Consider the following 23972-nt stretch of genomic DNA (forward strand, 5'->3'; position numbering starts at 1 on the left):
GTGCGCGACCGCAGCGTCGCGGTGCATCGCTCCGGTTGGTCGCGCACAAGTGCGCTCCTACAAAAGACCGGCCGGCCCCGCAACGCCGGGCGTTGGGCTCTTGATCAGGCTCTTGCCCCCGGGGTCCCCGTATGACGCGGCGGGCGGGTGGAGGAAAGCCCGAAGGGTGGCCGCATGGATGCGGCCAGTTTTTCGACAGGACACGGATGTCCTGTCGAAAAACCCCGCAACCCGCCCGCGCACCTGGAGGGCGCAGCCCGGAAGGCGCGTCATCCGGCGGGCCCTTCTCTTTGGTTACTTTCTCTTGGGCAAGCAAGAGAAAGTGACCCGGCCTCCGGCAGGAGGTCGGAAGCCCGCGGCAGGCGAGCCAGGTCACCGTATCGCGACAGCTAAACACCGAGGCTCTGGATAACCAGCTCCGCTGTTGAAAAGCGCCTCCGGCCTACGCCGCAATGACGATCAAATGCCGGCGTGCCTCCGCATGACGGTCCAGAACCCGAAGTCACCCGGAAACCGAAGCAGAAAACCAACCACCCCCTCCACCCCCTATAATCCCCCGCTCAGTTCACCCCGCGCGGCCCCGCCGCGCCAGCGGAAGCCCCAGATAATGAGCGATATCCTGCATAAGCTGCCCGAGTTTCTCGGCAACCACCTCGCGCTCGCCGCGCTGTTCCTGGTCCTGCTGCTCGGGCTGGTCGGCACGCAGCTGATGATGTTGCTGCGCAAGTACAAGGAGCTGACGCCCGCCGGCCTCACCCTGCTGATCAACCGCGAAGGTCCGCTGCTGATCGATCTTTCCGCCTATGCCGATTACGAGAAGGCCCATGTGCCCGGCTCGCGCCATGTCGCCATGAGCCAGTTCGACCCCGAGCACAAAGACATCGCCAAGGCCAAGGACGTGCCGGTGGTGCTGATCGACAAGGACGGCCGCGGCGCCAGCGACAAAGCCGCGCAGCGCCTGGTCAAGGCCGGTTTCAGCAAGGTCTACACCCTCAACGGCGGCGTGATCGGCTGGCAGCAGGCGCAGTTGCCGGTGGCCAAGGGCAAGAATCCGGGTTGATCGCTGTTTGGCGGGCGAGCGCGCAACGCTCTCGCCCGCTATAGCCCGACAATGCCGGCGCGACTGCCCAGGATCTGCGCCAGCACATCGGGCGCGTAGTCGAACGAGTCGTAGTACAGCCGGTCTTCCGGCAGCCCTGCAGCGATGAAGAGCTTGCGGCCCGCATCGATCATCGCGGGCGGGCCGCTCATGTAGACGTCGTAAGCGGCAAGATCCGGGTGATCCTGCAGCACGGCCTCGTGCACGAAACCCATGCGCATGCCGCTGGCCCGTGCCTGTTCCGCATCCGAAATCACGGCCTGGAACGACAAGTCGTGCGCAAGCGCCGCCCAGCGTTCGGCCTGTTCGCGCATGTAGATATCGGCCGCCTGCCTGGCACCCCAATACACCCGCATCGGACGACGCGTGCCCAGCGCCATGAAGTGCTCGACGATGGCCTTCAGCGGCGCAAAGCCCGTGCCTCCAGCCATCAGGATCATCGGACGCTCCGAATCCTCGCGCGGCACAAAGGTGCCCAGCGGGCCTTCGATGCGCATGGCGTCGCCCAACTTGAGCGTGTCGTACACCCACGAAGTGAAACCGCCGCCGGCCACGTGGCGCACGTGCAGTTCGATGGTGCCGTCGGCTTGCGGATGGTTGGCGATGGAGAACGGGCGACGACGCCCATCCTCAAGCAGCACGTCCAGATATTGGCCGGGCAGCCAGTTGAGCCGCGCTTCCGCCACTACCGGTTGCAGATGCAGGCCGATCACATCGGGCGCCAGCATCCATTTGCGCGACACCACCACGTCGACTTGCCGCTTGGCGATGTCCTCCACCGAGGTGACTTCGCGCGCTTCGATCAGCAGATCGCCGCGCGGCACCGCCTGGCAAAGCAAAATCGCATGCTGTGCCGGCGAGGTGCCGGCCAGTGCCACCGGCGGATTGCGCGGATACTCGCAATACCCCGCCAGCAGCGTGGCCTTGCAGCTGCCGCACACGCCGGCGCGGCACGAATACGGCAAGGCGATGCCGGCCCGCTGCGCGGCTTCCAGCACGGTTTCGCCGGGCGCGACGGGGAAATGGCGGCCGGTGGATTGGATCGTAACGATAGGCACGGGCACATTGTCGCGGCGTAAGCGTCAGTCGACAATGAGGGCCTTAGGGTCCAATCACAAGCTTCACGCGGAGAAAACAGCCATGGCCATCTGGAAACAGGACACCTCGCTCGAGCGCATCAATGGCTGGAGCACCAACACCATGATGGAAACGCTGGGCATCCGCATCACCGAAATCGGCGACGACTGGCTGCGCGGCACCATGCCGGTGGACCATCGCACGCACCAGCCGTATGGCCTGCTGCATGGCGGGGCATCCGTGGTGCTGGCCGAGACGCTGGGCAGCTCGGCCGCCATGCTCGCGCTCGATCCCTCGGAAGTAGCGGTGGGCCTGGACATCAACGCCAACCATATCCGCGGCGTGCGCAGCGGCACCGTCACCGGCACCGCGCGCATGGTGCATATCGGCCGCACCACGCAGGTGTGGGAAATCCGCATCGAGACGGAAGCCGGCGAACTGGTGTGCATCTCGCGCATCACCATGGCGGTGATTCCGGCACGCGTCGTGGCACCGCGTTGAGCATCGACGCTCCCTACGCCACGCTCGATCCCGATCGCGTACTCGATGCCGTCACCGCGTGCGGCCTGTGGCCGGACGGCCGCCTGCTGGCGCTCAACAGCTATGAAAATCGCGTGTGGCAGGTGGGTATCGAGGACGCCTCGCCGGTCATCGCCAAGTTTTATCGACCGCATCGCTGGAGCGACGCGGCGATCCTTGAGGAACACGCGTTCGCCAGGGAGTTGGTCGACGCCGAAATTCCGGTCGTGGCGCCGCTGGTGTTCGGTGGACGCACGCTGCTGCATCACGATGGCTTCCGCTACGCACTCACGCCGCGTCGAGGCGGCCGCGCGCCCTCGCTGGAATCGACCGAACAGCTGGAATGGCTGGGTCGGCTGATTGCGCGCATTCATGGCGTGGGCGCGCGTGCAGCGTTCGAACACCGCGGCCGTCTGGACCGCGCCACGCTGATCGCGCACCCGATGCAGGCCGTGCTGGCCTCGTCGCTGTTGCCGCCGTCGCTGCACGCTGCCTATCGCGCCGCCGCCGAACGCGTGGATCACGCCGTGGCCAGTCGCTATGACGCCGTCGGCCCGGTGCGCTCGCTGCGGCTGCACGGCGACTGCCATCCCGGCAATGTGCTGTGGACCGATGGCGGCCCGCACTTCGTCGATCTCGATGACGCGCGCATGGGCCCTGCCGTGCAGGACCTGTGGATGCTCGCCAACGACGAGAAGTCTATGAGCGCGCTGCTCGATGGCTATCAGCAGATGCGCGACTTCGACTTCAGCGAGCTCGCCCTGGTGCCGGCGCTGCGCGCCATGCGCCAGCTGCACTACGCCGGCTGGATTGCGGCGCGCTGGCACGATCCGGCCTTCCCCGCCGCCTTCCCGTTCGCCGCCGAAGCGCGATGGTGGGAGCAGCACATCGCCGACCTGCACGAGTTGTCCGAGGAGCTGTTGTAGGAGCGCACTTGTGCGCGACCCGGGCGGAGCGATGCCTGTGCGAGGGGACGGTCGCGCACAAGTGCGCTCCTACAAGGGTTCGCGATGTGTGCGCGGCGAGGTGTCGGCGATGCGTGCGGCAAGCGGCGGGATGAACACCACCCGACAAATTGCCAATCCACACCACCGACAGCCCCAGCACGATCCGCTAAGCTCGCCACTTTCGACCCAGGGCTTCGCACGTGCGCAATTTTCTGTTCCGACTGATCGGCATCCTTGAAGTGGCGGGTGGCTTTTTCGGCATGGTGAGCATGCTGCGACGGCTGTTGCCGTTCGGCTCGCACGACTCCATCGTGGCGGTGATCGGCCTGGCGTTCTATGCGTTCGTGCTGGTGGCTGGCGTGCTTTTGCTTGAGAACAGCGAGCGCGGCGTGACCTTCTCGAGCTGGGCCCAGGTGCTGCAGCTGCCCCTGATCGCCACGCCGATTTTCAGCTACGGCTTCCATTGCGGCGCCTTCGTGAACGTCTACGCCAGCCTGCATATCCCGGTGCAGCTGTGGCTGGACTGGCATGTCGGCAGCGAAGGCTTCGTGCTGGCCGTGGCCGGGCCGTCGGTATCGCGGCTGGGGCTGAACCTGCTGGCGCTGCTGTCCTGGCTGGCGCTGCGCCTGCGCTAAGCGACCACCTCGCTTTTTTGTGGGAGCGCACCCTGTGCGCGACTCCCACGGAGCGTCGCTGAGGGTGCGCCAGTCGCGCACAGGGTGCGTTCCCACAAGCAAATCGCCGGGTTCCAGGCCCTCACCGGTTATCATGGGCGGATGAATAGCCCTGCCCCCCTCCCCGTCATCCGCCTCAAGACCGACCGCACGCCCGGCCATCCCTGGGTATGGTCCGCCCAGGTCCACAAGCCGGAAACCCGCGTACCGCCTGGCAGCGTGGTCGATGTGGAGGACGCCAAGGGACGCTTCGTGGGCCGCGGCTTCTGGAACGGCCATGCGCGCATCGCGCTGCGCCTGCTGAGCAGCGATCCCACCGAGACCATTGACGCCGACTGGATCACCGGCCGCATCGACCGCGCCGTGGCGCTGCGCCAGGAACTGCTTCAGCTGGACCGCATCAGCGATGCGTGGCGCGTGGTGCACAGCGAAGGCGACGGGCTATCGGGCCTGGTGGTGGATCGCTACGCCGACATCCTGGTGATCGAATACTTCGCCGCCGGCATGTGGCGTTTCCGCGAGGCCATCCAGGCCGCCTTGCTGCGCCACTTTCCCGGCGCACGCCTGTACTGGTTTGCGGAAAGCCATGTGCAGAAGCAGGAATCCTTCGATTGCCGCTCCGCCGATGCGCCCGAGCCGGTGGAAGTGCATGAGCACGGCCTGCGTTTCCATGCTGCGCCCGGCTATGGCCACAAGACCGGTTTCTTCGCCGACCAGCGCGAGAACCGCCACCATTTCGCGCGCCTGGCCAAGGGCCGCAAGGTGCTCGATCTGTGCTGCAACGCTGGCGGCTTCGCCGTGCACGCGCTGGCGGCCGGCGCGCAGTCGGCCACGGGCGTGGACATGGACGCGGGCATCCTCGAAATCGCCCGCGCCAATGCCGCTGCCAACGATGTGCCCGCCGTATTCGAACAGGCCGACATCTTCGACTGGCTGCGCGCGGCCGTCGCACGCGGCGAGCAATACGACGCGGTGATCCTCGACCCGGCCAAGCTCACGCGCGACCGCAACAAGGTGATGGACGCGCTGAAGAAATACTTCGCGATGAATCGCCTGGCGCTGGATGTGATCCCGCCCGGCGGCCTGCTGCTTACCTGCTCGTGCACTGGCCTGGTCAGCGAGGCGGACTTCCTGGAAATGCTGCGCCGCGTGGCGCTCAACGCCGGCCGCGAGATCCAGGTGTTGCATACGGCAGGCGCCGGCGCGGACCATCCGTTCAACAGCAGTGTGCCGGAAGGCCGCTACTTGAAGGCGGTGTTCTGCCGCGTCATGTGATCGGTCCCCGCTTCTGAGACGCCAGTGCGTACACTGGCGGCCGTATGCCGTTGGGAACTGCCATGTCCGTAACCGAAATCGTGTTGATCGTCCTCGTCATCGCCGTGCTCGCCATGCAGGTGATGAACCTGTTGCGCGGACGCGATGATGGCGGCCTTGCTGCGCGCCTGGATGCCTTGAAGGACGACAACCGCCACCTGCGCGAAGCGCTGGCGCAGGAGCAGCGCGCCGACCGCGGGGAGATGACCCAGTCGCTGGGACAGTTCCGCTCGCTGGTGCAGGAACAGCTGGGCGGCATGAGCACCCAGCAGCACGAGCGCATCGGCCATTTCGGCCAGCGCCTGGACGTGCTCACCGAACGCACCGATGCCGGCCTGCAGACGCTGGCGCAGCGCCTCACCGAAGACGCGCGCCGCAGCCGCGAAGAACTCACGCTCACCCTCAATCGTTTCGGCGAACAACAGCAGCAGCGCCTGGCCGCGCTCACCGCCGACAACGAGAAGCGCCTCAACGAAGTACGCGCCACGCTGGAAACCAAGCTCAAGGAGATCCAGGACGACAACGCGGCCCGGCTCGAGCAAATGCGCGCCACGGTCGACGAGAAGTTGCAGAACACCCTGGAAACGCGCCTGGGCCAGTCGTTTGCGCTGGTCTCCGAACGGCTCGAACAAGTGCAGCGCGGTCTCGGCGAAATGCAGAACCTCGCCATCGGCGTGGGCGATCTCAAGCGCGTGCTCACCAATGTGAAAACGCGCGGCATCCTTGGCGAAGTGCAGTTGGGTGCGCTGCTGGAGCAATTGCTCACCAACGATCAGTACGACTCCAACGTGGTGACGGTTCCCGGCAGCAACGACCGCGTGGAATTTGCCGTGCGCATGCCGGGCGCCGGCGAGCACGCCCAGCTCTATCTGCCGATCGACGCGAAATTCCCGGTGGAGGATTACCAGCGCCTGCTCGACGCGCAGGAAGCGGCCGATGCCGATGCTGCTGCGCTGGCCGGCCGTGCGCTGGAAGTGCGCGTGCGCGAGGAAGCCAAACGCATCCGCAGCAAGTACGTAGCGCCGCCGCACACCACCGACTTTGCGGTGTTGTTCCTGCCCACTGAAGGCCTGTATGCCGAAGTGATCCGCCGGCCGGGCCTGTTCGAATCGCTACAGCGCGATTTCCACGTCACCATCGCCGGCCCCACCACGCTCACCGCCTTGCTCAACAGCCTGCAGATGGGCTTCCGCACGCTGGCCATCGCCCAGCGCAGCAGCGAGGTGTGGACCTTGCTCGGTGCGGTGAAGACGGAATTCGGCAAGTTCGGCGCGGTGCTGGAAAAGACCCGCAAGAAACTCAACGAAGCCACCAACGTGATCGATCAGGCCAGCGTCCGCACGCGGGCCATCGAGCGCAAGCTGCGCGGCGTGGAAACCCTGTCCGGCGAGGACGCCCAGCAGGTGCTGATCGACGCCCCGGCGCTCGATGAGATCAGCGACGACGACACCGAGGTTTGATCGTGCGCTGCGCCCTCAGGCCGATGCGCTGACCAGGGCACCGCTGCTGCTGCCGCCCTCACTCTGCAGGGCGGCGGACAAGGCGTTGACGGCGGCTTCCAGCTGACCATTGGTCGTCGCGACCTCCGATTGCAAGGCGGAAGCGATCGCCATGTTCGCCGGATCCGCTGCCTTCTTGCCTGAGGTGGCCGCATGCAAAGCCTGCTCCTCCCGGGCCAGCTGTTTTTGCAGCTGCGCGATTTCCTTCTGCAAGGCCTGCACCGTGGCGCTGGCCGCGCTGCTGCTGCCGGAGCTGCTCGACGACGACGAAGCGCCCCCAGCGCCACCAGCCACACCGGCGCCCTTCGCCACCGAGGCCTTGCCGCCCTGTGCCGATGATGTCGCCGCAGTCGACGACGAGCTGGTGGACGCCGATGCCGCCGACGCCGAAGCGCCGGCGATGGTCACCGGGATGGCGGAGGTGTCCAGGTGAATGCCGATGCTCATGGAAGGTCCTGGGGGAGGGTCGCCCACGAAATCGGTCGGCCGCGAAAAACCTTGAGGCCTCGCACCGGCACCATGGGATTAACCCCATTCGACTCGGCGCGACGTTCCAACCTAAGCATCGGCCATCGATGCCTGCCGGAGTCGTTGCATGAACAGCTTGCGCTTGTGGGTACTGGGCCTGGCCGCCGCGGCGGCCAGCACGCAGGCCGCCGCGGTCGGCCGGCTGGTGGACCTGGCTGTGTACGACCGCACCTCGCAACAGGAGTTGACGGTCTATCAACACGATGGCCGCTACTACGTCGCCGGGCAGCCGGGTCACCGCTACCAGATCCATCTGCGCAGCCAGAACGGCAGCCGCGTACTGGGCGTGCTTTCGGTCGACGGCGTCAACGTGCTGTCCGGCGACACGGCCGACTGGTCGCAAACGGGTTATGTGCTGCAGCCGTATGTGTCCACCGACATTCCGGGCTGGCGCAAAAGCCTCACTGAGGTGGCGGATTTCGTGTTTGCGGATGCCTCGCACAGCTACGCCGCACGCACCGGCCGCCCCGACAACGTGGGCGTGATCGGCATGGCGGTGTTCCTGCCGCGACACATGATCCGCCCGCTGCCGATGCCCGGCCCGATCTCCAGGATCTCCAGTTCGGGCGATGAACGCCTGCAGCCATCACCGCCTGCCCCCGCCGCGCCCGTGGCCGAATCCGCAGCGCGCGGCGCAGTGGCCAAGACCCAGGACAGCGGTCCGATCGGCACCGGCCACGGCGAGCGCGAAACCTCGGTGGTGAGCTACACCGATTTCGAACGCGCCTCCTCTACTCCGAATGAGACGATCACGCTGTACTACGACACGCGCGAACGCCTGATCGCCCAGGGCGTGATCCCCGGCGACGACCGTCCGCCGCCCGCTCGCCCCGACCCGTTCCCCGGACATTTCGTGCCCGATCCGCGTTGACATCGCAGCAACCTGCGTTCAACTCGCGGCAAGCCGAAACGTGACACCATCCAAGGGTTCGTGCGCCCTAGTGGATTGATCACGTCATGCTGGATGCCCTGCACACCATCGTCCGCGAAGTCGAGCAGGACCGTTCCCTGGAGCGGCCCGAACAACTGCGCGAGCGTGTGCTGGCGATGGATCGCCTGGAAGACGTGCTGCTGCACGAACCACAGGCCTGCACGCCCGCAGCCATGGCGGTGATGAACGCCGTGCGTCGACGCGCGCGCGAGCGCCTGGCCGCCCTCAGCGACGTGCAACAGCGCCTGTGCGAAGGCATCCGCCACGCCATCACGCAAGGCGCCGGCGCGCACGCCCTGCGTGGCTGGCTGCACCACGACGACCTGCGCGAACCCTGGGGTTACGACCATCTCGACGCCTTGATCGGCGAAGTCTTGTCGCTGGACGAGCCTGACTCTGTCGCTGCGCTCGAAGCCGACATGGTGTTCTACCAGCCAACGCCGGTGCGCCACGTGCTGGACCTGATCCACCGAGCGCATCTGGGTCACGATGACCTGCTGGTCGATCTCGGCTCAGGCATGGGGCATGTGCCCTTGCTGGTATCGATCTGCACGCCAGCGCGGGCTTGCGGCATCGAGCGTGAGCCCGCCTACGTGGCCAGCGCCCAGCGCGCGGCACAAGCGCTGGGGATCGATCGCGCCAGCTTCATGGCGCAGGATGCCCGCGATGCCGATGTCTCGCGGGGCACGGTGTTTTATCTCTATACGCCGTTCACCGGCGACATCTTGCGGCAGATGCTCGACCGGCTGCATGACGAAGCGCGTCGTCGAACGATCCGACTCGCCACGCTCGGCCCTTGCACGCCGGCCATCGCGAGCGAGCCGTGGTTGCGCGCGGCCAGCGAACCGGATACTGGCCGCGTGACACTATTTCGCTCGGTGACCTGAGACCTCAGGCGCCATCCAGCCGGGTGGCCAGCTGCACTTGAGCATTGCCGGTGGAGAGTGCGCCATCGGGTACGGCATCCGGCGACTGGCTGGCAAGCGCGTTGCTGATCCATGGCGGGGTCTGTCGCGGCCCGGGAATATAGGCGTCCCAATGGCCGTAGCCGCGCTTCACGACGGGCGCCCCGCCGCCCTGAAGATAGAAGTTCACCGGTACGCGAACGACCCAATAGGGATCATCCTTTGCGGCCCCCTTGCTAGGCGGGTTGTAAGTCCAGCGACGCACCGCACTGATCGACGCGTCGGCCAACGCTTTGCGGAACCTGTCCATCTCCACTGGCGTGGCGTATTGCTCGAGGTTCACCTGTTCGGCAATGACATCTTCCACTGTCCCGTCACGACCAACGCGCACAAGCAAATACACGGTGCCGGTGACTCGCGCATGGATGGCGAGCATCGGATAAGTGGGCGCGGGCCGAGTCTTGTAGCTCACCGTATCGCCATCGGCATGCCCCTGGCCAAACGTGGCGCCCACGAGAGTCACTTTGAAATTGCCGTCACCGACAGGCTTGGCCACGATGCGTATGCTCATCGAGCTTTTCACCACGTCCTTGGTGGGTGCGGAGAGCTTGAACTCCCACTGCGCGATGCCTTGAGCAATGACATCCACCACCACCGGTGGAAGTTTCTCCGGCTGATCCAGGGTGTAGCCGTGCAGGGTGCCATCCGGATTCACTTCCACCGATCCGGTGACCAACATGGAGGCCTCCGCCGACTTGCGTACGCTTTGGGCTGCCGCGGCCACCGCCGCTGTCGATACGAAACAGCCAAGCAGTACAAACGTCCAGGCCAGATACCAGCGCTTCATAAACCACTCCTTAGTTCATGCGAGAGGCTAGTCTAGCGGCGCAGCGGCGGCAGCATAAGGGTGGTCACCTGACCGGGCTACGCCTCGCCGGGGACGCAAGTGATTGATCCTGCTAAGCGTCCGCCACCCATGCGGGCCAGTGCTTGACGCTGGCGTTACACTGGCACGTCTGTAAGCCGTACCCGAAGGAACCCGCATGAGCGAGCGTCAAGAACCGACCGAAGTCACCCGCGAACAGGCCGAAGAAGCGGTCCGCGTCCTGCTGCGCTGGTCGGGCGAAGATCCCGGCCGCGAAGGTCTGCTCGATACGCCCAAGCGCGTGGTGAAGGCATACAAGGATTGGTTCTCCGGTTATGCCACTGACCCGGGCGACTATCTGCGCCGCACCTTCGAGGAAGTGGCCGGCTACGACGAAATGGTCGTGCTGCGCGACATCGAATTCGAAAGCCATTGCGAGCACCACATGGCACCGATCATCGGCCGCGCGCACGTAGGCTACCTGCCGACCAATCGCGTGGTGGGCATCAGCAAGCTGGCACGCGTGGTGGACGCTTATGCGCGCCGCTTCCAGGTGCAGGAAAAGCTCACCGCGCAGATCGCCCAGTGCATCCAGGAAAACCTGCACCCGGCCGGCGTGGCCGTGGTGATCGACGCCAGCCACGAATGCATGACCACCCGCGGCGTGCACAAGCGCGGCGTCTCCATGGTCACCAGCCAGATGCTGGGCGCCTTCCGCGACGATGCACGCACGCGCTCGGAATTCCTGCAGTTCATCGGTATCCATGGCGCGGGCCGCTGAGCACGCGCCACCGATGGCATTGATCGATAGCACGGACGCCGACGAGCGTCTACAGGACGTATTGCGCGAAGGCATCACCGCCGAGGACATCCCGGCGGTGTTTCCCCTGCTGCGCGGACGCTCGCTGCTGCGCGCGTTCAACGCGCTGTTCCACGGCAGCGAGGCGCAGGTGCTGCTGCGCCTGCTGGTGCTGCGCACGTTGGGCGCACGCGCCCACGCGCCGGAGTGGACGCCGGCGGAAATCCGCGAGCAGCTGGCCTTTGTCGAGCCGGTGAAGCTGGAAACCGTGGTGCAGCGCCTGAAGGAACACGAGCTGCTCACCTGGGACAACGAAACGCTGCGTTATCGCGTGAGCCCCCTGGGCCGCAAGGCGCTGGCCGCGGTCGCCACGCTGCTGGAATTCGAGCACGACGACGACGATGGCCTGGGCTACATCACCGCCCAGCTCGCCGCCGGCCAGGCCGTGGGCCGGGTGTCCGGCGATGAACTGACGCACCTGCTGTCGCGCCTGTCCGAATTGAAGGACGACTTCGACCGCGCCGTGCTGTCCGGCTCCGAACATCGCATCCGTCGCGCCGCACAGCGGCTCGATTCGGTATGGACGTGGGTGGAGAAGGGCACGGAAGTCGTCAGCGCCATCGCTGACAACGAAGATCTCGACTCGGCCACGCATCGCCTCGCCCAGGCGGTGGGTCGTGCGCAAAGTGCGCTGCTGCGACAGGCCGGCATCTTCCAGCGCGAGCTCAACAAGATCGACCAGCATCGCGTGCATCTGGGGCGTACTGGCCTTTCCTCGTCTGACCTGGTGGCGTGGTTGCGTTCGCTCACCCCAGATGCGCTGGCCCAGCATGCCGACCAGGCTGCGCAGCTGCCGGTGCAGCCGCCCTTCCTGCAGGACCAGATCGCGCTGGACGTGGCCGAATTCGAATTGCTCGAACGCGAACGCGCCGCCGCCGAAAGCAGCGCGCTGCCGAACGCGGAAAGCACCCCGACCACGCACGACCTGCCGATCGACGAGGAAGACCTCTCGCCGTTGCTCGAGTGGCATGGCCAGCTGGCGGCATTGACCACTCCCCTGGAACTCAGCGACGCCTTGCGCGGCGACGACTACGCCTTGAGCGCGTACCGCCTCTCGCTGCTCGGCCTGGTGGGCGACCCGGAATCCTCCGCGCTGCAGGGCGCAACGGCGGATCTCGCGCGCCTGCCGCTGAAACTGGAAATCGAACCGCGCCTGATCGACCCGGGCCTGGCGACGATCGCGCTGGTCAGCGCGGGTCGCCTGCATCCAAGCAAGGACAACAAACATGCATGACGAAACCGCTGCGCTGGTCGCGCGATTGCTATCCCAGCGCTGGCTGCCGCGCGACGACACGCAGGCACGCAAGGCGTTGCTCGACGAGGCGTTCCGCGAAGAACTCGATCGCCGCCTGGCTGCCGTCGGCCTCGAACTGCGCGAACACCCCTACTCCGCCTATATCGGCGTGGCCGTGGCGCGCGCCAATGAGAAGCACGTGTTCGGCGGCAGCGACAGCTGGATCTCCAACACCTTGCAGCTCGACCGCGACGCCATCGCGCTGCTGGTGGTGCTGTGGGCGCTGATCGTGCTGCCCAAGCGCCAGCGCCAGCTCGAACGTCAACAGGCCGAGGCCGATGCTTCGCAAAAGCAGATGTTCGCCGAAGCCAAGCCGATTTCGCGCGATGCGGCGCTATCGCCCATCGTGGCCGAGCGCACGCTGCTCGCCGATTTCGGTGAGAAGCTCGGCGGCAAGACGCGCGTGAATTTCAACCTCGGCCTGCTTTCGCGCCACGGCTTCATCGCGCGGCGCAAGGGCGAGCTGGCCGAAGGACCGTTGCTGGATCTGGTGTTCGATTACGAACGCACCGCGCGACGCATCCTCGATGGCGCGCTGAGCGACCTGCTGGCAGGCCTCACGCCGCGCGACGACATCGGCAGCGACGATGAACCGCTCTACGACGATGCCGACGACGACGTAAATGAAATCAGTGAAGACAGCGAAGTGATCCACGATGTTTGATTTCCGCAGCCTCGAGGTCATCCACTGGGACTACTGGCAGCGCTTCAGCCTGCCGCTGGATACCAATATCGTCACCGTGGTGGGCCCGAACGGTTCGGGCAAGACCACCCTGCTCGACGCGCTGCGCACCCTGCTCACCATCGACTGCGCCGGCAACCGCGACTACAAGAGCTATCTGCGCCACAACGGCAAACCGTTCGCCTGGCTGCGTGCGCGCGTGGGCAATGTGCCCGGACCGCGCGGCGAGCGTCCGTTCTTCCCGATCATGGACAGCGAAGTGACGCTGGCGGTGCGCATCCAGAAGAAGGGCGGCGAGTGGCAGCGCCAGTACGCCGTGATGGGCGGCGATGTCAGCGTCGACGAGATCGAAGCACGCAACGACTTCCTCGGCTTGCGCGACTACCGCGTGCGGCTGGAAGGCGCCGGCTTGTCGCAGGCAATCCGCCGCGTGCTCACGCTGGAACAAGGCGCCACCGACAAGCTGTGCCAGCTGCCGCCGAAGGCCCTGCTGGACCTGGTGTTCGACGTGTTCGGCGACAAGACCGTGCTGGATGACTATCAGCGCGCCCGCAACGAACAAGCCGAAGCCGATCGCGAGCTGCACGGCCTGGAACATCAGCTCTCCCTGATCGGCGTGAGCCTGCAGGAGGCCGAGGGCCGCGTGCGCTCATGGCAGGAGTGGGATGCGCTCAAACATGAGCACACCGACCTGGTCGCCGAAACGCTCCCGCGCACCGAACTGGCCGAACTGCACGCGGCCATCCGTGGTGCGCGTCCCCAGTTGCTCGGCCTCAAGCGCAAGTGTCGCGATCTGTCCGCGCGCGACGTGGAGCTGCAGCGGGGCCTGCAAGCGCTGGACGTCAAGGAAGAATCGCTGCGAGGCGAACAGCACGCAGCCGACCAGGTCCGCCAGCAGGCCAAGCAGCAGCTCGACGAAGCGCGCCGCGCCGAAACAGAGAACGCCACCTTGCTCAAGCAGGAGCAGCATCTGCGCAAACTGGTCGCCGAACAGGACGGCGCCGATCACGAGCAGCAAGGCAAGCAGCTTGTCGAAGCACGCAGCCAGCTTGGTCGCCTGCAGAATGACGAAGCACGACTGCGCGAGCAGTTGTCGACACTGACCGCGCAACTCGGCGCCTGGCGTCGCGGCCAGCGCTACACGCCGGAGTTCGAGCAATCGTTCCGACGCGCCCTGGACGAGGCCAGCATCGGCCACAGCATGCTCAGCGAGATCGTCGAGATCACCGAGCCGCGCTGGCAGGCAGCAGTGGAAGCGGTGCTCGCCGGCTATCGCCATGTGGTGCTGCTCGATCACCCGCGTGACCGCGAAGCAGCGTGGCGCCTGGGCGAGCAACACCGCTACAAGCATTTCGTGGTGGCCGAACGCTCGCCCAGCATCGCGGCCACGCGTGGCTCGCTGCTGGAAGTGGTCGACTTCACCGCAGCGGCGCCGGAATGGCTGCTGCGCCAGCTCGACCGCATCCGCCGCGTGGAAGACGTGGCCGACGGCGCCAAGCTCGGCAAGGAGCAGGACTGGATCACGCCGCAGGGTTATTTCCGCGAGCGCCGCGGCGGACGTCACCTCGGTGTCGACGATGTGTACTTCGGCAGTGCCGCGCGCGAACGCCAGCTGCGCGAGGGCGAAGAGCGACTGCAGCAGATCGAGAAACAGCTGCGCGCCATCGGCGACAAGCGCAAGACCTGGCAGGAACAGGCCAGCGACGCCGAAAGCCTGCTGCGCGGCGCCAACGCCAGCAACCAGCTCGCCGACCGCGCCGATGAATTTGCCGTGGCGCACGAAGCGCTGTCTTCGCTGCAGGACGACGTGCAGCGCTGCGCCGACAGCTACGCCGCTGCCGAGGCGCATTACGAAGGCGTGCGCGAGCAGCGCCAGCAGAACTCCCGCCAGCGCGACAACGAAGCGCGCGAGCACAAACAGGCGCAGCAGCAGCTGGCCGACAGCGCGCGCCAGTTTGCGCAATACCGTCACGAGCAGGTCGATCGCCTGAAGGCTTTCCGCCACAAGCGCAGCCACGTGCGCCCGTCGCATCGTTCGCGCCGCGCCATGCTGGAACTGCGCGAACGCTATGAGTCGCCCGCTGCCGTACGTCGCGAGATCGACCGCATCGAGCGTCGCCTCAACGAAGGGCACTGGGAAACCGACGACGGCGTGCTGCCGCTGCGCGACAAATACGCCAACGACCACGAAGGCCTGCGCGAGGATCTGCAGCGCCGTCGCGTGCATCTGGAACGTGCCGGCCGCATCACGACGGAAGCGCGCGCCGCGTATCTCAACGTGCTGCGCAATACGGTCAAGCGTTATGCGCGCAACCTGAAAGTGCTGGCGGATCTGGCCGGCATCGGCGTGGAAACGGACCTGCCTGAATTGGTGAATGAAGACCTCGCCCTGGCCCAGGCCGGCCTCAACGTGCGCTTCGAGTTCGACAAGAAGGGCTGGATCGGCATGGACGACGGCGAGGCCTCGGGCGGCCAGCAGGTGATGAAGTCACTCTTGCTGCTGGTGGCGTTGATGCGCGACGAGGATCGCCCCGGCGGCTTCGTCTTCATCGACGAGCCGTTCGCGCACCTGGACATCTTCAACATCGACAAGGTGGGTGCCTTCCTCAAGTCCACGCGCGCCCAGTACATCCTCACCACGCCGGCCACGCACAACATCAACGTGTTCCAGCCCAGCGACCTCACCCTGGTCACCAGCAAGCGCCGCCCCGGCGCCACCTGGGCGCAGCCGCTGGCCGTGCTGCGCCGCCGGACCGAAGCCGCATGATGCGGCGGCCTGCCCGCGCTGCAATGCTGGCAGGCCTGCTGCTGGGGCCGGTGATCGCGTGGGCGCAGTCCACGCCGGCCGAATACCTGCGGGAGTTCGACACCGATGGCGATGGGCGGGTGAGCGAGGCGGAGTACGTGGCGCATCTGAGCCAGGGCTTCTACCGGCTCGATACCAATGGTGACGGCGTGCTCCAAACCGATGAGTTGCCCGGCGGCCACGGCAAACCCATCACGCTCAAGCAGTTCCAGGACAACCTGCGCCGTCAGTTCCACAAGCTGGACCGCAATCACGACGGCTATCTCGACGCGCGCGAGCTGACGCAGCCACCGCAGGGTTGAATCGCCCTCACCCCTCTGTTGTTGTGGGAGCGCACCCTGTGCGCGACTGGCCTCACCGGTCGGCTTCGTAGCGACTGTCGCGCACAGGGTGCGCTCCCACAACAGAAGGCGTTGCGCCCTCCTACTGCACTGCACACACAGCGTCATCTGGAATCGGCTATCGTGCGCGTCTCACCGCCAGCCGCCCCCATGGACCAGACCGCCGACCCCGAGCTCCATCCGCGCCGCCGCGCCGCGCTGGCGTTCATTTTCGTCACCGTGGTGCTGGACATGTTGGCGTTCGGCATCGTCATCCCGGTGCTGCCGCATTTGATCGAGCAGCTCGCCGGTGGCGGCATCGCGAATGCGGCCTGGTGGGTCGGCGTGTTCAGCACGGTGTTTGCGATCGTGCAGTTCGCGTTCTCGCCGGTGCAGGGCGCGTTGTCCGATCGCTTTGGGCGCCGGCCGGTGATCCTGATCTCCAATGCGGGCCTGGCCATCGACTTCTTCGTGCTCGCGATGGCCCCCACGCTATGGCTGTTGTTCGTGGCGCGCGTGGTGCTGGGCATGACGGCCGCGAGCTTCACCACGGCCAATGCGTATATCGCCGATATCACGCCCAAGGAAAAACGCGCGGCGGCCTACGGCATCCTCGGCAGCGCGTTCGGGCTGGGTTTCATCATCGGGCCGGGGCTGGGCGGTTTCCTCGGTGATATCCACCTGCGCCTGCCGTTCTGGGTGGCCGGTAGCCTGGCCGCCTGCAATTTCCTCTACGGCTTTTTCGTGCTGCCCGAATCGCTGCCCAAGGAACGCCGCACGCCGCGCTTCGAAATGCACAGCGCGCACCCGCTCGGCTCGCTGAAACTGCTCGCGCGCTATCCGCTGGTGATGCGCCTGGCCGTGGTGATGTTCCTGGTGTATCTGGCGCATTACGTGCTGCAGACCACCTTCGTGCTGTACGCCGATTATCGCTACCACTGGGGTCCGCAGGCGGTGGGTTATGTGCTGATGCTTGTCGGCGCCTGCGATGGCTTCGTACAGGCCGTGCTGACCCGACGTCTGGCCCCGCGTTTCGGCGAACGCCGGCTGATGCTGGGCGGCATGCTGTGCGGCATCGGCTCGTTCCTGGTGATGGGCCTGGCCGACACCGGTTTTGCCTTCCTGATGGGTATTCCGCTGATGGCGCTGTGGGGCCTCTCGCAGCCGCCGATCCAGTCGCTGATGACGCACGAAGTGGATGCGGCCGAACAAGGTCGCCTGCAGGGCGCCATCAGCAGCCTGGCGAGTTTTGCGGGCATCTTTGGCCCGTTCCTGTTCGCCCAGGTGTTTTCGTTCTCGATTTCGCCGTCGTCGCCGTATCACCTGCCTGGCCTGGCCTTCGTGCTGTCGGCCGTATTGCTGGCCATCGGCACCGTGATCGCGCTGCGCGCGACGCGGCATACGCAGGACCTCGCCAAGGGCGAGGAACCCGTGCCTCATACCATCCCGGGCGAACCGTCCTCGGTGATCCCTTTGCAAGCCACCATCACTCCCCTAGAACCACCGGAGCATTCCCCATGACTTTGTCGATGTACCAGGCTTCCGTTCCTGTTTTCCTGCGCGCCCTGAGCAATCTGCAGCACGTGCTGCGCAAGGGCGAGGCGCACGCGCAGGCGCGCAAGTTCGAGCCCTCCCTGCTGCTGCAGGCCCGCCTCACCGCCGACATGCTGCCGCTGACCAGCCAGGTGCAGATCGCCACCGACATGGCCAAGAACGCCTGCGCGCGACTGGCCGGCGTGGATCCGCTGAAGTTCGAGGACAACGAAACCACCTTCGCCGAACTGCATGCACGCATCGAGCGCGCTATCGACTACATCAAGAGCTTCAAGGCCGACCAGATCGACGGCAGCGAAACGCGCGCGATCACGCTCAAGATGCGTTCGGGCGAGCAGCACTTCGAAGGCGAAGGCTATCTGCTGCACTTTGTGATCCCGAACGTGTTCTTCCACTGCACCACTGCCTACGCGATTCTTCGCGAGGCGGGTGCCGAGCTGGGCAAGATGGATTTCATCGGCAAGCCGTAAGCCGGGCTGCAAGACCGGGGCGGCGCAGGGCTTTGCGAACCTGCGCCGCCCTTTTTTTTGGCCAGCAGCCGCAACATCCCGGACGCCTGGGGAATGGGTCTGGCGGACCGGGGCGGCACTTGATTGGCGCCTTGTCCGATCCCATTTAGCCGGGATCGCATCGAGGACTTGCCCATGGCCAACGCCAAACCCATCAAGATCGACTTCGTCTCCGACGTGGTGTGCCCGTGGTGCGCCGTCGGCCTCAAATCGCTGGAGCAGGCGCTGCAGAATCTGGGCGACGAGGTGGCGGTGGAATTGCATTTCCAGCCATTCGAGCTGAACCCGAAGATGGCGCCCGAGGGCGAAGACATCATCGAGCACATCGCGCACAAGTACGGCAGCTCGCCGGCGCAGATCAAGCAGAACCAGGAAGCCATCCGCGAACGCGGCGCTGCGCTGGGCTTCACCTTCAACATGGACAAGCGCAACCGCATCGTCAATACCTTCGATGCGCATCGCTTGCTGCATTGGGCCGCGCTCGAAGGCCGCCAGGCGGAACTCAAGCAGGCCTTGCTGGGGGCGTACTTCACCGACGGCCGTGACGTGAGCTCGCGCGACGTGTTGGTCGACGTGGCCGCATCGGTGGGTCTGGACGCCGGTGAAGCGCGCCGCGTGCTGGACGAGGGCCGCTACGCGCAGGATGTCCGCGCGCAGGAGCAGTTCTACCAGTCGCAGGGCGTGCGCGCGGTGCCGTCGGTGATCATCAATGATCGGTACCTGGTGCAGGGTGGCCAGCCGCCTGAGGTGTTTGAGCAGACGTTGCGGCAGGTGGCGGCGGAGGGCTGACCGCTGTCGCAAGATTGAGTCGCGCACAGGGTGCGCTCCCACAGGGGCACCGGCAGCCCTTGTGGGAGCGCACCCTGTGCGCGACTGGGCGCTGCAGAACCCCAAACCCCCAGACATGCGAAAATCCCCGGCCAGACCGCCTGACCCCGTGCCCGCATGATCCGACTCACCGACATCAAGCTCCCGCTCGACCACGCCGAGGGCGCCATCGATGCTGCCGTGCGCGCCAAGCTGGGGCTGGGCAAGGACGGCCTGCACAGCGTTTCGGTCTTCCGTCGCGGCTATGACGCGCGCAAGCGAGGCAGCATCCAGCTGATCTACACGCTGGATGTGGAAGTGGCCGATGAAGCCGGCCTGCTCAAGCGCCATGCCGACGACAAGCATGTGCAGCCCACGCCCGACACGAACTATCGCTTCGTGGCGCAGGCGCCGACCGATCTCAAGCAGCGCCCGATCGTGATCGGCTTCGGTCCCTGCGGCCTGTTCGCCGGATTGCTGCTGGCGCAGATGGGCTACAAGCCCATCATTCTCGATCGCGGCAAGGCCGTGCGCGAACGCACGGTGGATACCTGGGGCCTGTGGCGCAAGCGCCAGCTCGAGCCCGAATCCAACGTGCAGTTCGGCGAAGGCGGCGCGGGCACGTTTTCCGACGGCAAGCTGCACAGCCAGATTTCCGATCCGCATCACCATGGGCGCAAGGTGCTCACGGAATTCGTGAATGCGGGTGCCCCGGAAGAAATCCTATACGTCAGCAAGCCGCATATCGGCACGTTCCGCCTCGTGACGATGGTGGAAGCGATGCGCGAAACCATTCAGGCACTCGGCGGCGAAATCCGCTTCACTCAGCGCGTGGATGATCTGCTGGTGGACACCGCTGCCGATGGCTCGCGCCAGCTGCGCGGCGTAGTGCTGGCCAGTGGCGAGCAGCTGCTGAGCGACCATGTGGTGCTCGCGGTGGGACACAGTGCGCGCGATACGTTCTTCATGCTGCACGATCGCGGCGTGTACATGGAAGCGAAGCCGTTTTCGATCGGCTTCCGCGTGGAGCATCCGCAGTCGATCATCGACCAGGCACGCTTCGGACCGCAGGCGGGTCATCCGATACTCGGCGCCGCCGACTACAAGCTGGTCCATCACTGCAAGAACGGCCGCTCGGTCTACAGCTTCTGCATGTGCCCGGGCGGCACCGTGGTTGCCGCGGCATCGGAACCCGAGCGCGTCGTCACCAATGGCATGAGTCAGTATTCGCGCAACGAGCGCAATGCGAACGCGGCCGTGGTGGTCGGCATCGAGCCCAAGGATTTCGCCGCCTTCGACGACAGCGGCAGTCCGCTGGCCGGCATTGCCCTGCAACGCGCCCTCGAATCACGAGCGTATGACATGGGCGGCCGCGATTACAGCGCGCCAGGCCAGCTGGTCGGCGACTTCATCAAGGGCAAGGCATCGACCGAATTCGGCAACGTGCAGCCTTCCTACAAACCCGGCGTGCACCTCACCGACCTTGCCGACTTGCTGCCCGACTACGCCATCGAAGCGATCCGCGAAGCGCTGCCGGCGTTCGATCGCCAGATCAAGGGCTACGCCATGCATGACGCCGTGCTCACCGGCGTGGAAACGCGCACGTCTTCACCCGTGCGCATCCGTCGTGGCGAGGATTACCAGAGCCTCAACACACGCGGCCTCTACCCGGCCGGCGAAGGCGCCGGTTATGCAGGCGGCATTCTTTCCGCGGCGGTGGATGGGATACGCGTGGCCGAAGCGGTGGCAACGAGCATCAACGCCACCGCTGACTAAGCGCTGTTTCAGACGCATCCCGTAGCCCCGCATCGCCCGGCCCGCGAAAATACCCCTCGCCCCACCTGCCTACGGATGGTGCATGGGCTCGCGGCGACGCGGGCCGCGCTTCCGGGAGCTGGATATCCAGTCGTTCAGCAGCCCGGAAGCGCTGGGGCATTCCAACCTGGTGGAGAGTGAGCGGGTGGCCACGGCCATCCGCTTCTTTTTTGGGCGCTTTTCGGGCAGCCCATGAGCGGGCCGGCAGGGCCGGTGCGGGCATGCGAGAATGCGCCTCCGACGCGCCGTTTCGCGCCCGACCCGCCCGATGCTGACCGATACCACCAAAGACGCGATCCGCGCTTCCTATACGCGCCTCAAGGAAGGCCTGCCCGGCTTTCGCGCCCGCGCGTCACAAGGAAAGATGATCGCCGAGGTGGCCAAGGCGCTGGCACAGGAAGGTGGCGCCGCGGTGATCGAGGCGCCCACCGGCACCGGCAAATCGATGGCTTATCTGATCGCCGGCGTCGAAGTGGCGCGGGCGCAGAAGAAGAAGCTGCTGATCGCCACCGCCACCGTGGCGCTGCAGGAACAGCTGGTCCAGCGCGATATTCCGCTCTATCTCAAGCTCAATGGCACCGAGGCCAAGGTGGCCCTGGCCAAGGGCCGCGGACGTTACCTGTGTCCGCGCAATCTGGCGATGGCGAGCAACAGCCTCAATGAAACCGCGCAGATGGGCCTGGGTTTCGATGCCGATCTCGCGCTGTGGAGCAAGCCGCCGCAGGAGCGCGACAAGAAAGCGCTGACCAAGCTGATGGACTTGTTCGACCGGCACGAGTGGGACGGCGACATCGACGTGGCGCCCGAACCCATCAGCGACGTGCTGCGTCCGATGATCACCACCAGCGCCGGCGGCTGCACCAGCCGCAAGTGCGCGCATTTCATGCAGTGTCCGTTCTTTGCCGCGCGCCGCGCGGTGGGCGATGCGGAGATCATCGTGGCCAACCAGGATCTGGTGCTGGCCGATCTCACCATGCCGCGCGAAGAAGACGGTTTCGGTGGCGTGATCCTGCCCAAGCCCGATGAAACGCTCTACATCTTCGACGAAGGCCACCACGTGCCGGCCAAGGCGATCGATCGCGGTGCGGCCGAGGTCTACATGAACGTGGCGGTGCGCCAGCTGAGCCGTCTGGGCCGGCAGACCCACGCCGCCTATTCGCTGACCGACAAGGAAGTGATCGGCAAGCTCTCGCTCGACGCCGGCGACCAGAAGCTGCAGGACCTCAGCAATGGCCTGGAGGAACTGGAGCGCGAGATCCGCCTGAGCTGGCTGCCGTCGCCCGACGATCAGGAGCCGATGTACCGCGGCTCGCTCGGTCAGTTGCCCGAGGCCTGGGTGGAACACGCGCGCGCACTGTATGTCTTCACCGGCGAGATCGAACGCTGGGTCGGCGCCGTGCGCCGCGCCGTGCTGGAGATGACCGAGACCGGCCCCACCCATGAAGCGCTGTCGCGCGAACTGGGCATGGCGCTGGAGCGCATCGACCGCCAGGTGCGCACCTGGCGCGCGTGGTCGGCGACCGATGGCGACAACGCGCCGCCGCTCGCCCGCTGGGTCACGCTGAGCGGCGACCAGCAGCTGGTCTGCCATGCCTCGTCGGTGTCCGCCGGTGGTCTGCTGCGCAGCGTGCTGTGGGGCAATGCTAGCGGCGTGGTGATGACCTCGGCGACGCTGAGCGCGGGCGGCAATTTCCGCGGTTTTGCCGACTCGGTGGGCTTGCCCGACGATGCGGTGACACTGAGCCTGCCTTCGCCGTTCGACCTGGCCATGCAGGCACGCCTGGAAGTGCCGGCGATGCGCTCGCTGCCCGATGCTCGCGAGGAACACGTGCAGGAAATCTGCGACTGGCTTGCCGAGCATCTGGACTGGAGCGCCGGCAACCTCGTGCTGTTCACCTCACGCGTCAAACTCGACCGCGTGCTGCAGAAACTGCCCATCGAATTCGTACGCAAGGTGCGCGCGCAGGGCTCGCTGGGCAAGGCGCAATTGGTCGCCGAGCACATCGTCGACGTCGAAGCCGGCAAGGGCAGCACGCTGTTTGGCCTGGCCTCGTTCGGCGAAGGTCTCGACCTGCCCGGCAAGCTGTGCGAAACGGTGGTGATCACGCAGCTGCCGTTCGCCGTGCCGACCGATCCGGTGGGTGCGACCTACGCCGAATGGCTGGAATCGCGCGGCCGCAATCCTTTTATCGAAGTCACCGTGCCGGAAGCGACGCGGCAGCTCACGCAATATTGCGGCCGCCTGATCCGCACCGAAACCGACCGCGGCCGCATCGTGCTGCTCGACCGCCGCGTGGTGCTCAAGCGTTACGGCGAGCGCATGCTGCGCGCGCTGCCTCCGTTTACCCGTGTCATCGAGAAAGTTGCATGAGTTTCCGCATCCTTCGTGCCGCCGACATGAAACCCCAGCCGTGGAAGAACGGCATGGGTGTCACGCGTGAAATCGCCCGCTTTCCGGCCGATGCCGGCAGCGATGATTTCATCTGGCGCATCAGCGTGGCCGAGGTGAACAGCGCCGCGCCGTTCTCCATCTTTCCCGGTATCGACCGCCAGATCGTGCTGCTCGATGGCGACGGCTTCACCATGACGCTGGATGGCAAGCAGCAACACGCGCTGACCACGCCACTGGAGCCGTTTGCTTTTGCCGGCGAAGCACAGGTGGATGTGGCGATGGCCGGCGGTGCCACGCGCGATTTCAATCTGATGGTGCGGCGTGCGGCGGCCAGCGGTCGCATCGAGGTGATTGCCGGACTCTGCAGTCACGTGATGCCGCCCGAGGGCATCCTGGTTTACCTCGCCCGCGGCACGGCGGACACGCTGGACGGGCCGTTGAGTGCGGGCGACGCGTGGCAGCCCGATACCAGTCCCATTGAGTTGCATGAGGGCTCGGTGGCGCTCGTCGCCTGCGTCGTCCAGCAGGGCGGCTGACAGCTCAACCTTCGGCGCATGCGGCCGGCCCTCGATGCGT

The 23972-nt window shown here is 66.0% G+C and carries 23 protein-coding genes; 20 read left to right on the forward strand and 3 right to left on the reverse strand.

Features of this window, described 5'->3' with window-relative positions; all coding sequences use genetic code 11:
- Nucleotides 1–607 precede the first annotated feature (607 nt).
- Nucleotides 608–1060: a rhodanese-like domain-containing protein gene (locus AC1DKY_RS18265; protein WP_441605489.1), complete on the forward strand. Its 453-nt coding sequence runs from the start codon at nt 608–610 to the stop codon at nt 1058–1060.
- Between the two features lie 38 nt (nt 1061–1098).
- On the opposite strand, the gene AC1DKY_RS18270 is transcribed toward AC1DKY_RS18265, so the two are convergent.
- Nucleotides 1099–2157 carry a 2Fe-2S iron-sulfur cluster-binding protein gene (locus AC1DKY_RS18270; protein ID WP_441605490.1) on the reverse strand — a complete coding sequence of 353 codons (1059 nt, stop codon included), beginning with the start codon at nt 2155–2157 and terminating at the stop codon, nt 1099–1101.
- A gap of 82 nt (nt 2158–2239) precedes the next feature.
- Between AC1DKY_RS18270 and AC1DKY_RS18275 the strand changes: the two genes are divergently transcribed.
- The 5 genes from AC1DKY_RS18275 (at nt 2240) to AC1DKY_RS18295 (ending at nt 7090) form a co-directional block, all read left to right on the forward strand.
- Nucleotides 2240–2677 carry a hotdog fold thioesterase gene (locus tag AC1DKY_RS18275; RefSeq protein ID WP_441605491.1) on the forward strand — a complete coding sequence of 146 codons (438 nt, stop codon included), beginning with the start codon at nt 2240–2242 and terminating at the stop codon, nt 2675–2677.
- Nucleotides 2674–3621: a serine/threonine protein kinase gene (locus AC1DKY_RS18280; RefSeq protein WP_441605492.1), complete on the forward strand. Its 948-nt coding sequence runs from the start codon at nt 2674–2676 to the stop codon at nt 3619–3621. The genes AC1DKY_RS18275 and AC1DKY_RS18280 overlap by 4 nt, the downstream gene beginning before the upstream one ends.
- Before the next feature lie 221 nt (nt 3622–3842).
- A complete protein-coding gene (locus tag AC1DKY_RS18285) occupies nt 3843–4277 on the forward strand; it encodes a hypothetical protein (protein WP_441605493.1) in 435 nt (144 codons plus the stop codon).
- A 141-nt stretch (nt 4278–4418) separates the two neighbouring features.
- Nucleotides 4419–5591 carry a class I SAM-dependent rRNA methyltransferase gene (locus AC1DKY_RS18290; protein WP_441605494.1) on the forward strand — a complete coding sequence of 391 codons (1173 nt, stop codon included), beginning with the start codon at nt 4419–4421 and terminating at the stop codon, nt 5589–5591.
- Between the two features lie 62 nt (nt 5592–5653).
- Entirely contained in the window at nt 5654–7090 is a 1437-nt protein-coding gene (locus tag AC1DKY_RS18295; protein ID WP_441605495.1) for a DNA recombination protein RmuC, read from the forward strand.
- A gap of 15 nt (nt 7091–7105) precedes the next feature.
- Here the strand turns inward: AC1DKY_RS18295 and AC1DKY_RS18300 are convergent, their stop codons facing one another.
- Entirely contained in the window at nt 7106–7576 is a 471-nt protein-coding gene (locus tag AC1DKY_RS18300; RefSeq protein ID WP_441605496.1) for a hypothetical protein, read from the reverse strand.
- A gap of 148 nt (nt 7577–7724) precedes the next feature.
- On the opposite strand from AC1DKY_RS18300, the gene AC1DKY_RS18305 reads away from it, so the two are divergent.
- Nucleotides 7725–8528 (forward strand): hypothetical protein, encoded by an 804-nt coding sequence (locus AC1DKY_RS18305; protein ID WP_441605497.1) that lies wholly within the window; start codon nt 7725–7727, stop codon nt 8526–8528.
- Nucleotides 8529–8614: 86 nt separating this feature from the next.
- Nucleotides 8615–9475, forward strand: coding sequence for a hypothetical protein (locus AC1DKY_RS18310; protein WP_441605498.1), 861 nt, complete (start codon nt 8615–8617; stop codon nt 9473–9475).
- Between the two features lie 4 nt (nt 9476–9479).
- On the opposite strand, the gene AC1DKY_RS18315 is transcribed toward AC1DKY_RS18310, so the two are convergent.
- A complete protein-coding gene (locus AC1DKY_RS18315; protein WP_441605499.1) occupies nt 9480–10340 on the reverse strand; it encodes an energy transducer TonB in 861 nt (286 codons plus the stop codon).
- A gap of 196 nt (nt 10341–10536) precedes the next feature.
- On the opposite strand from AC1DKY_RS18315, the gene folE reads away from it, so the two are divergent.
- The 12 genes from folE (at nt 10537) to AC1DKY_RS18375 (ending at nt 23932) form a co-directional block, all read left to right on the forward strand.
- Nucleotides 10537–11139, forward strand: a complete 603-nt coding sequence (folE, locus tag AC1DKY_RS18320) for a GTP cyclohydrolase I FolE (RefSeq protein ID WP_121883715.1) — start codon at nt 10537–10539, stop codon at nt 11137–11139.
- A 13-nt stretch (nt 11140–11152) separates the two neighbouring features.
- The gene (locus AC1DKY_RS18325) at nt 11153–12451 is read left to right on the forward strand and encodes a hypothetical protein (RefSeq protein WP_441605500.1); all 1299 of its coding nucleotides are present in this window, start codon (nt 11153–11155) and stop codon (nt 12449–12451) included.
- On the forward strand, nt 12444–13175 hold the full coding sequence (locus AC1DKY_RS18330; protein WP_441605501.1) for a hypothetical protein: 732 nt from the start codon (nt 12444–12446) through the stop codon (nt 13173–13175). The genes AC1DKY_RS18325 and AC1DKY_RS18330 overlap by 8 nt, the downstream gene beginning before the upstream one ends.
- Nucleotides 13168–15960: an AAA family ATPase gene (locus AC1DKY_RS18335; RefSeq protein ID WP_441605502.1), complete on the forward strand. Its 2793-nt coding sequence runs from the start codon at nt 13168–13170 to the stop codon at nt 15958–15960. The genes AC1DKY_RS18330 and AC1DKY_RS18335 overlap by 8 nt, the downstream gene beginning before the upstream one ends.
- Nucleotides 15960–16301 (forward strand): EF-hand domain-containing protein, encoded by a 342-nt coding sequence (locus AC1DKY_RS18340; protein ID WP_441605554.1) that lies wholly within the window; start codon nt 15960–15962, stop codon nt 16299–16301. The genes AC1DKY_RS18335 and AC1DKY_RS18340 overlap by 1 nt, the downstream gene beginning before the upstream one ends.
- Nucleotides 16302–16463: 162 nt before the next feature.
- A complete protein-coding gene (locus AC1DKY_RS18345; RefSeq protein WP_441605503.1) occupies nt 16464–17840 on the forward strand; it encodes a TCR/Tet family MFS transporter in 1377 nt (458 codons plus the stop codon).
- A complete protein-coding gene (locus AC1DKY_RS18350) occupies nt 17837–18343 on the forward strand; it encodes a DUF1993 domain-containing protein (RefSeq protein WP_441605504.1) in 507 nt (168 codons plus the stop codon). Before AC1DKY_RS18345 ends, AC1DKY_RS18350 begins: the two co-directional genes overlap by 4 nt.
- A gap of 174 nt (nt 18344–18517) precedes the next feature.
- The gene (locus AC1DKY_RS18355) at nt 18518–19171 is read left to right on the forward strand and encodes a DsbA family oxidoreductase (RefSeq protein ID WP_441605505.1); all 654 of its coding nucleotides are present in this window, start codon (nt 18518–18520) and stop codon (nt 19169–19171) included.
- A gap of 156 nt (nt 19172–19327) precedes the next feature.
- Nucleotides 19328–20965 carry an NAD(P)/FAD-dependent oxidoreductase gene (locus AC1DKY_RS18360; protein ID WP_441605506.1) on the forward strand — a complete coding sequence of 546 codons (1638 nt, stop codon included), beginning with the start codon at nt 19328–19330 and terminating at the stop codon, nt 20963–20965.
- Between the two features lie 82 nt (nt 20966–21047).
- The gene (locus tag AC1DKY_RS18365; RefSeq protein WP_441605507.1) at nt 21048–21200 is read left to right on the forward strand and encodes a hypothetical protein; all 153 of its coding nucleotides are present in this window, start codon (nt 21048–21050) and stop codon (nt 21198–21200) included.
- A gap of 72 nt (nt 21201–21272) precedes the next feature.
- Nucleotides 21273–23375 carry an ATP-dependent DNA helicase DinG gene (gene dinG / locus AC1DKY_RS18370; RefSeq protein ID WP_441605555.1) on the forward strand — a complete coding sequence of 701 codons (2103 nt, stop codon included), beginning with the start codon at nt 21273–21275 and terminating at the stop codon, nt 23373–23375.
- The gene (locus AC1DKY_RS18375; protein WP_441605508.1) at nt 23372–23932 is read left to right on the forward strand and encodes a HutD/Ves family protein; all 561 of its coding nucleotides are present in this window, start codon (nt 23372–23374) and stop codon (nt 23930–23932) included. The genes dinG and AC1DKY_RS18375 overlap by 4 nt, the downstream gene beginning before the upstream one ends.
- Nucleotides 23933–23972 lie beyond the last annotated feature (40 nt).

The organism is Dyella sp. 01N448 (assembly GCF_056399225.1).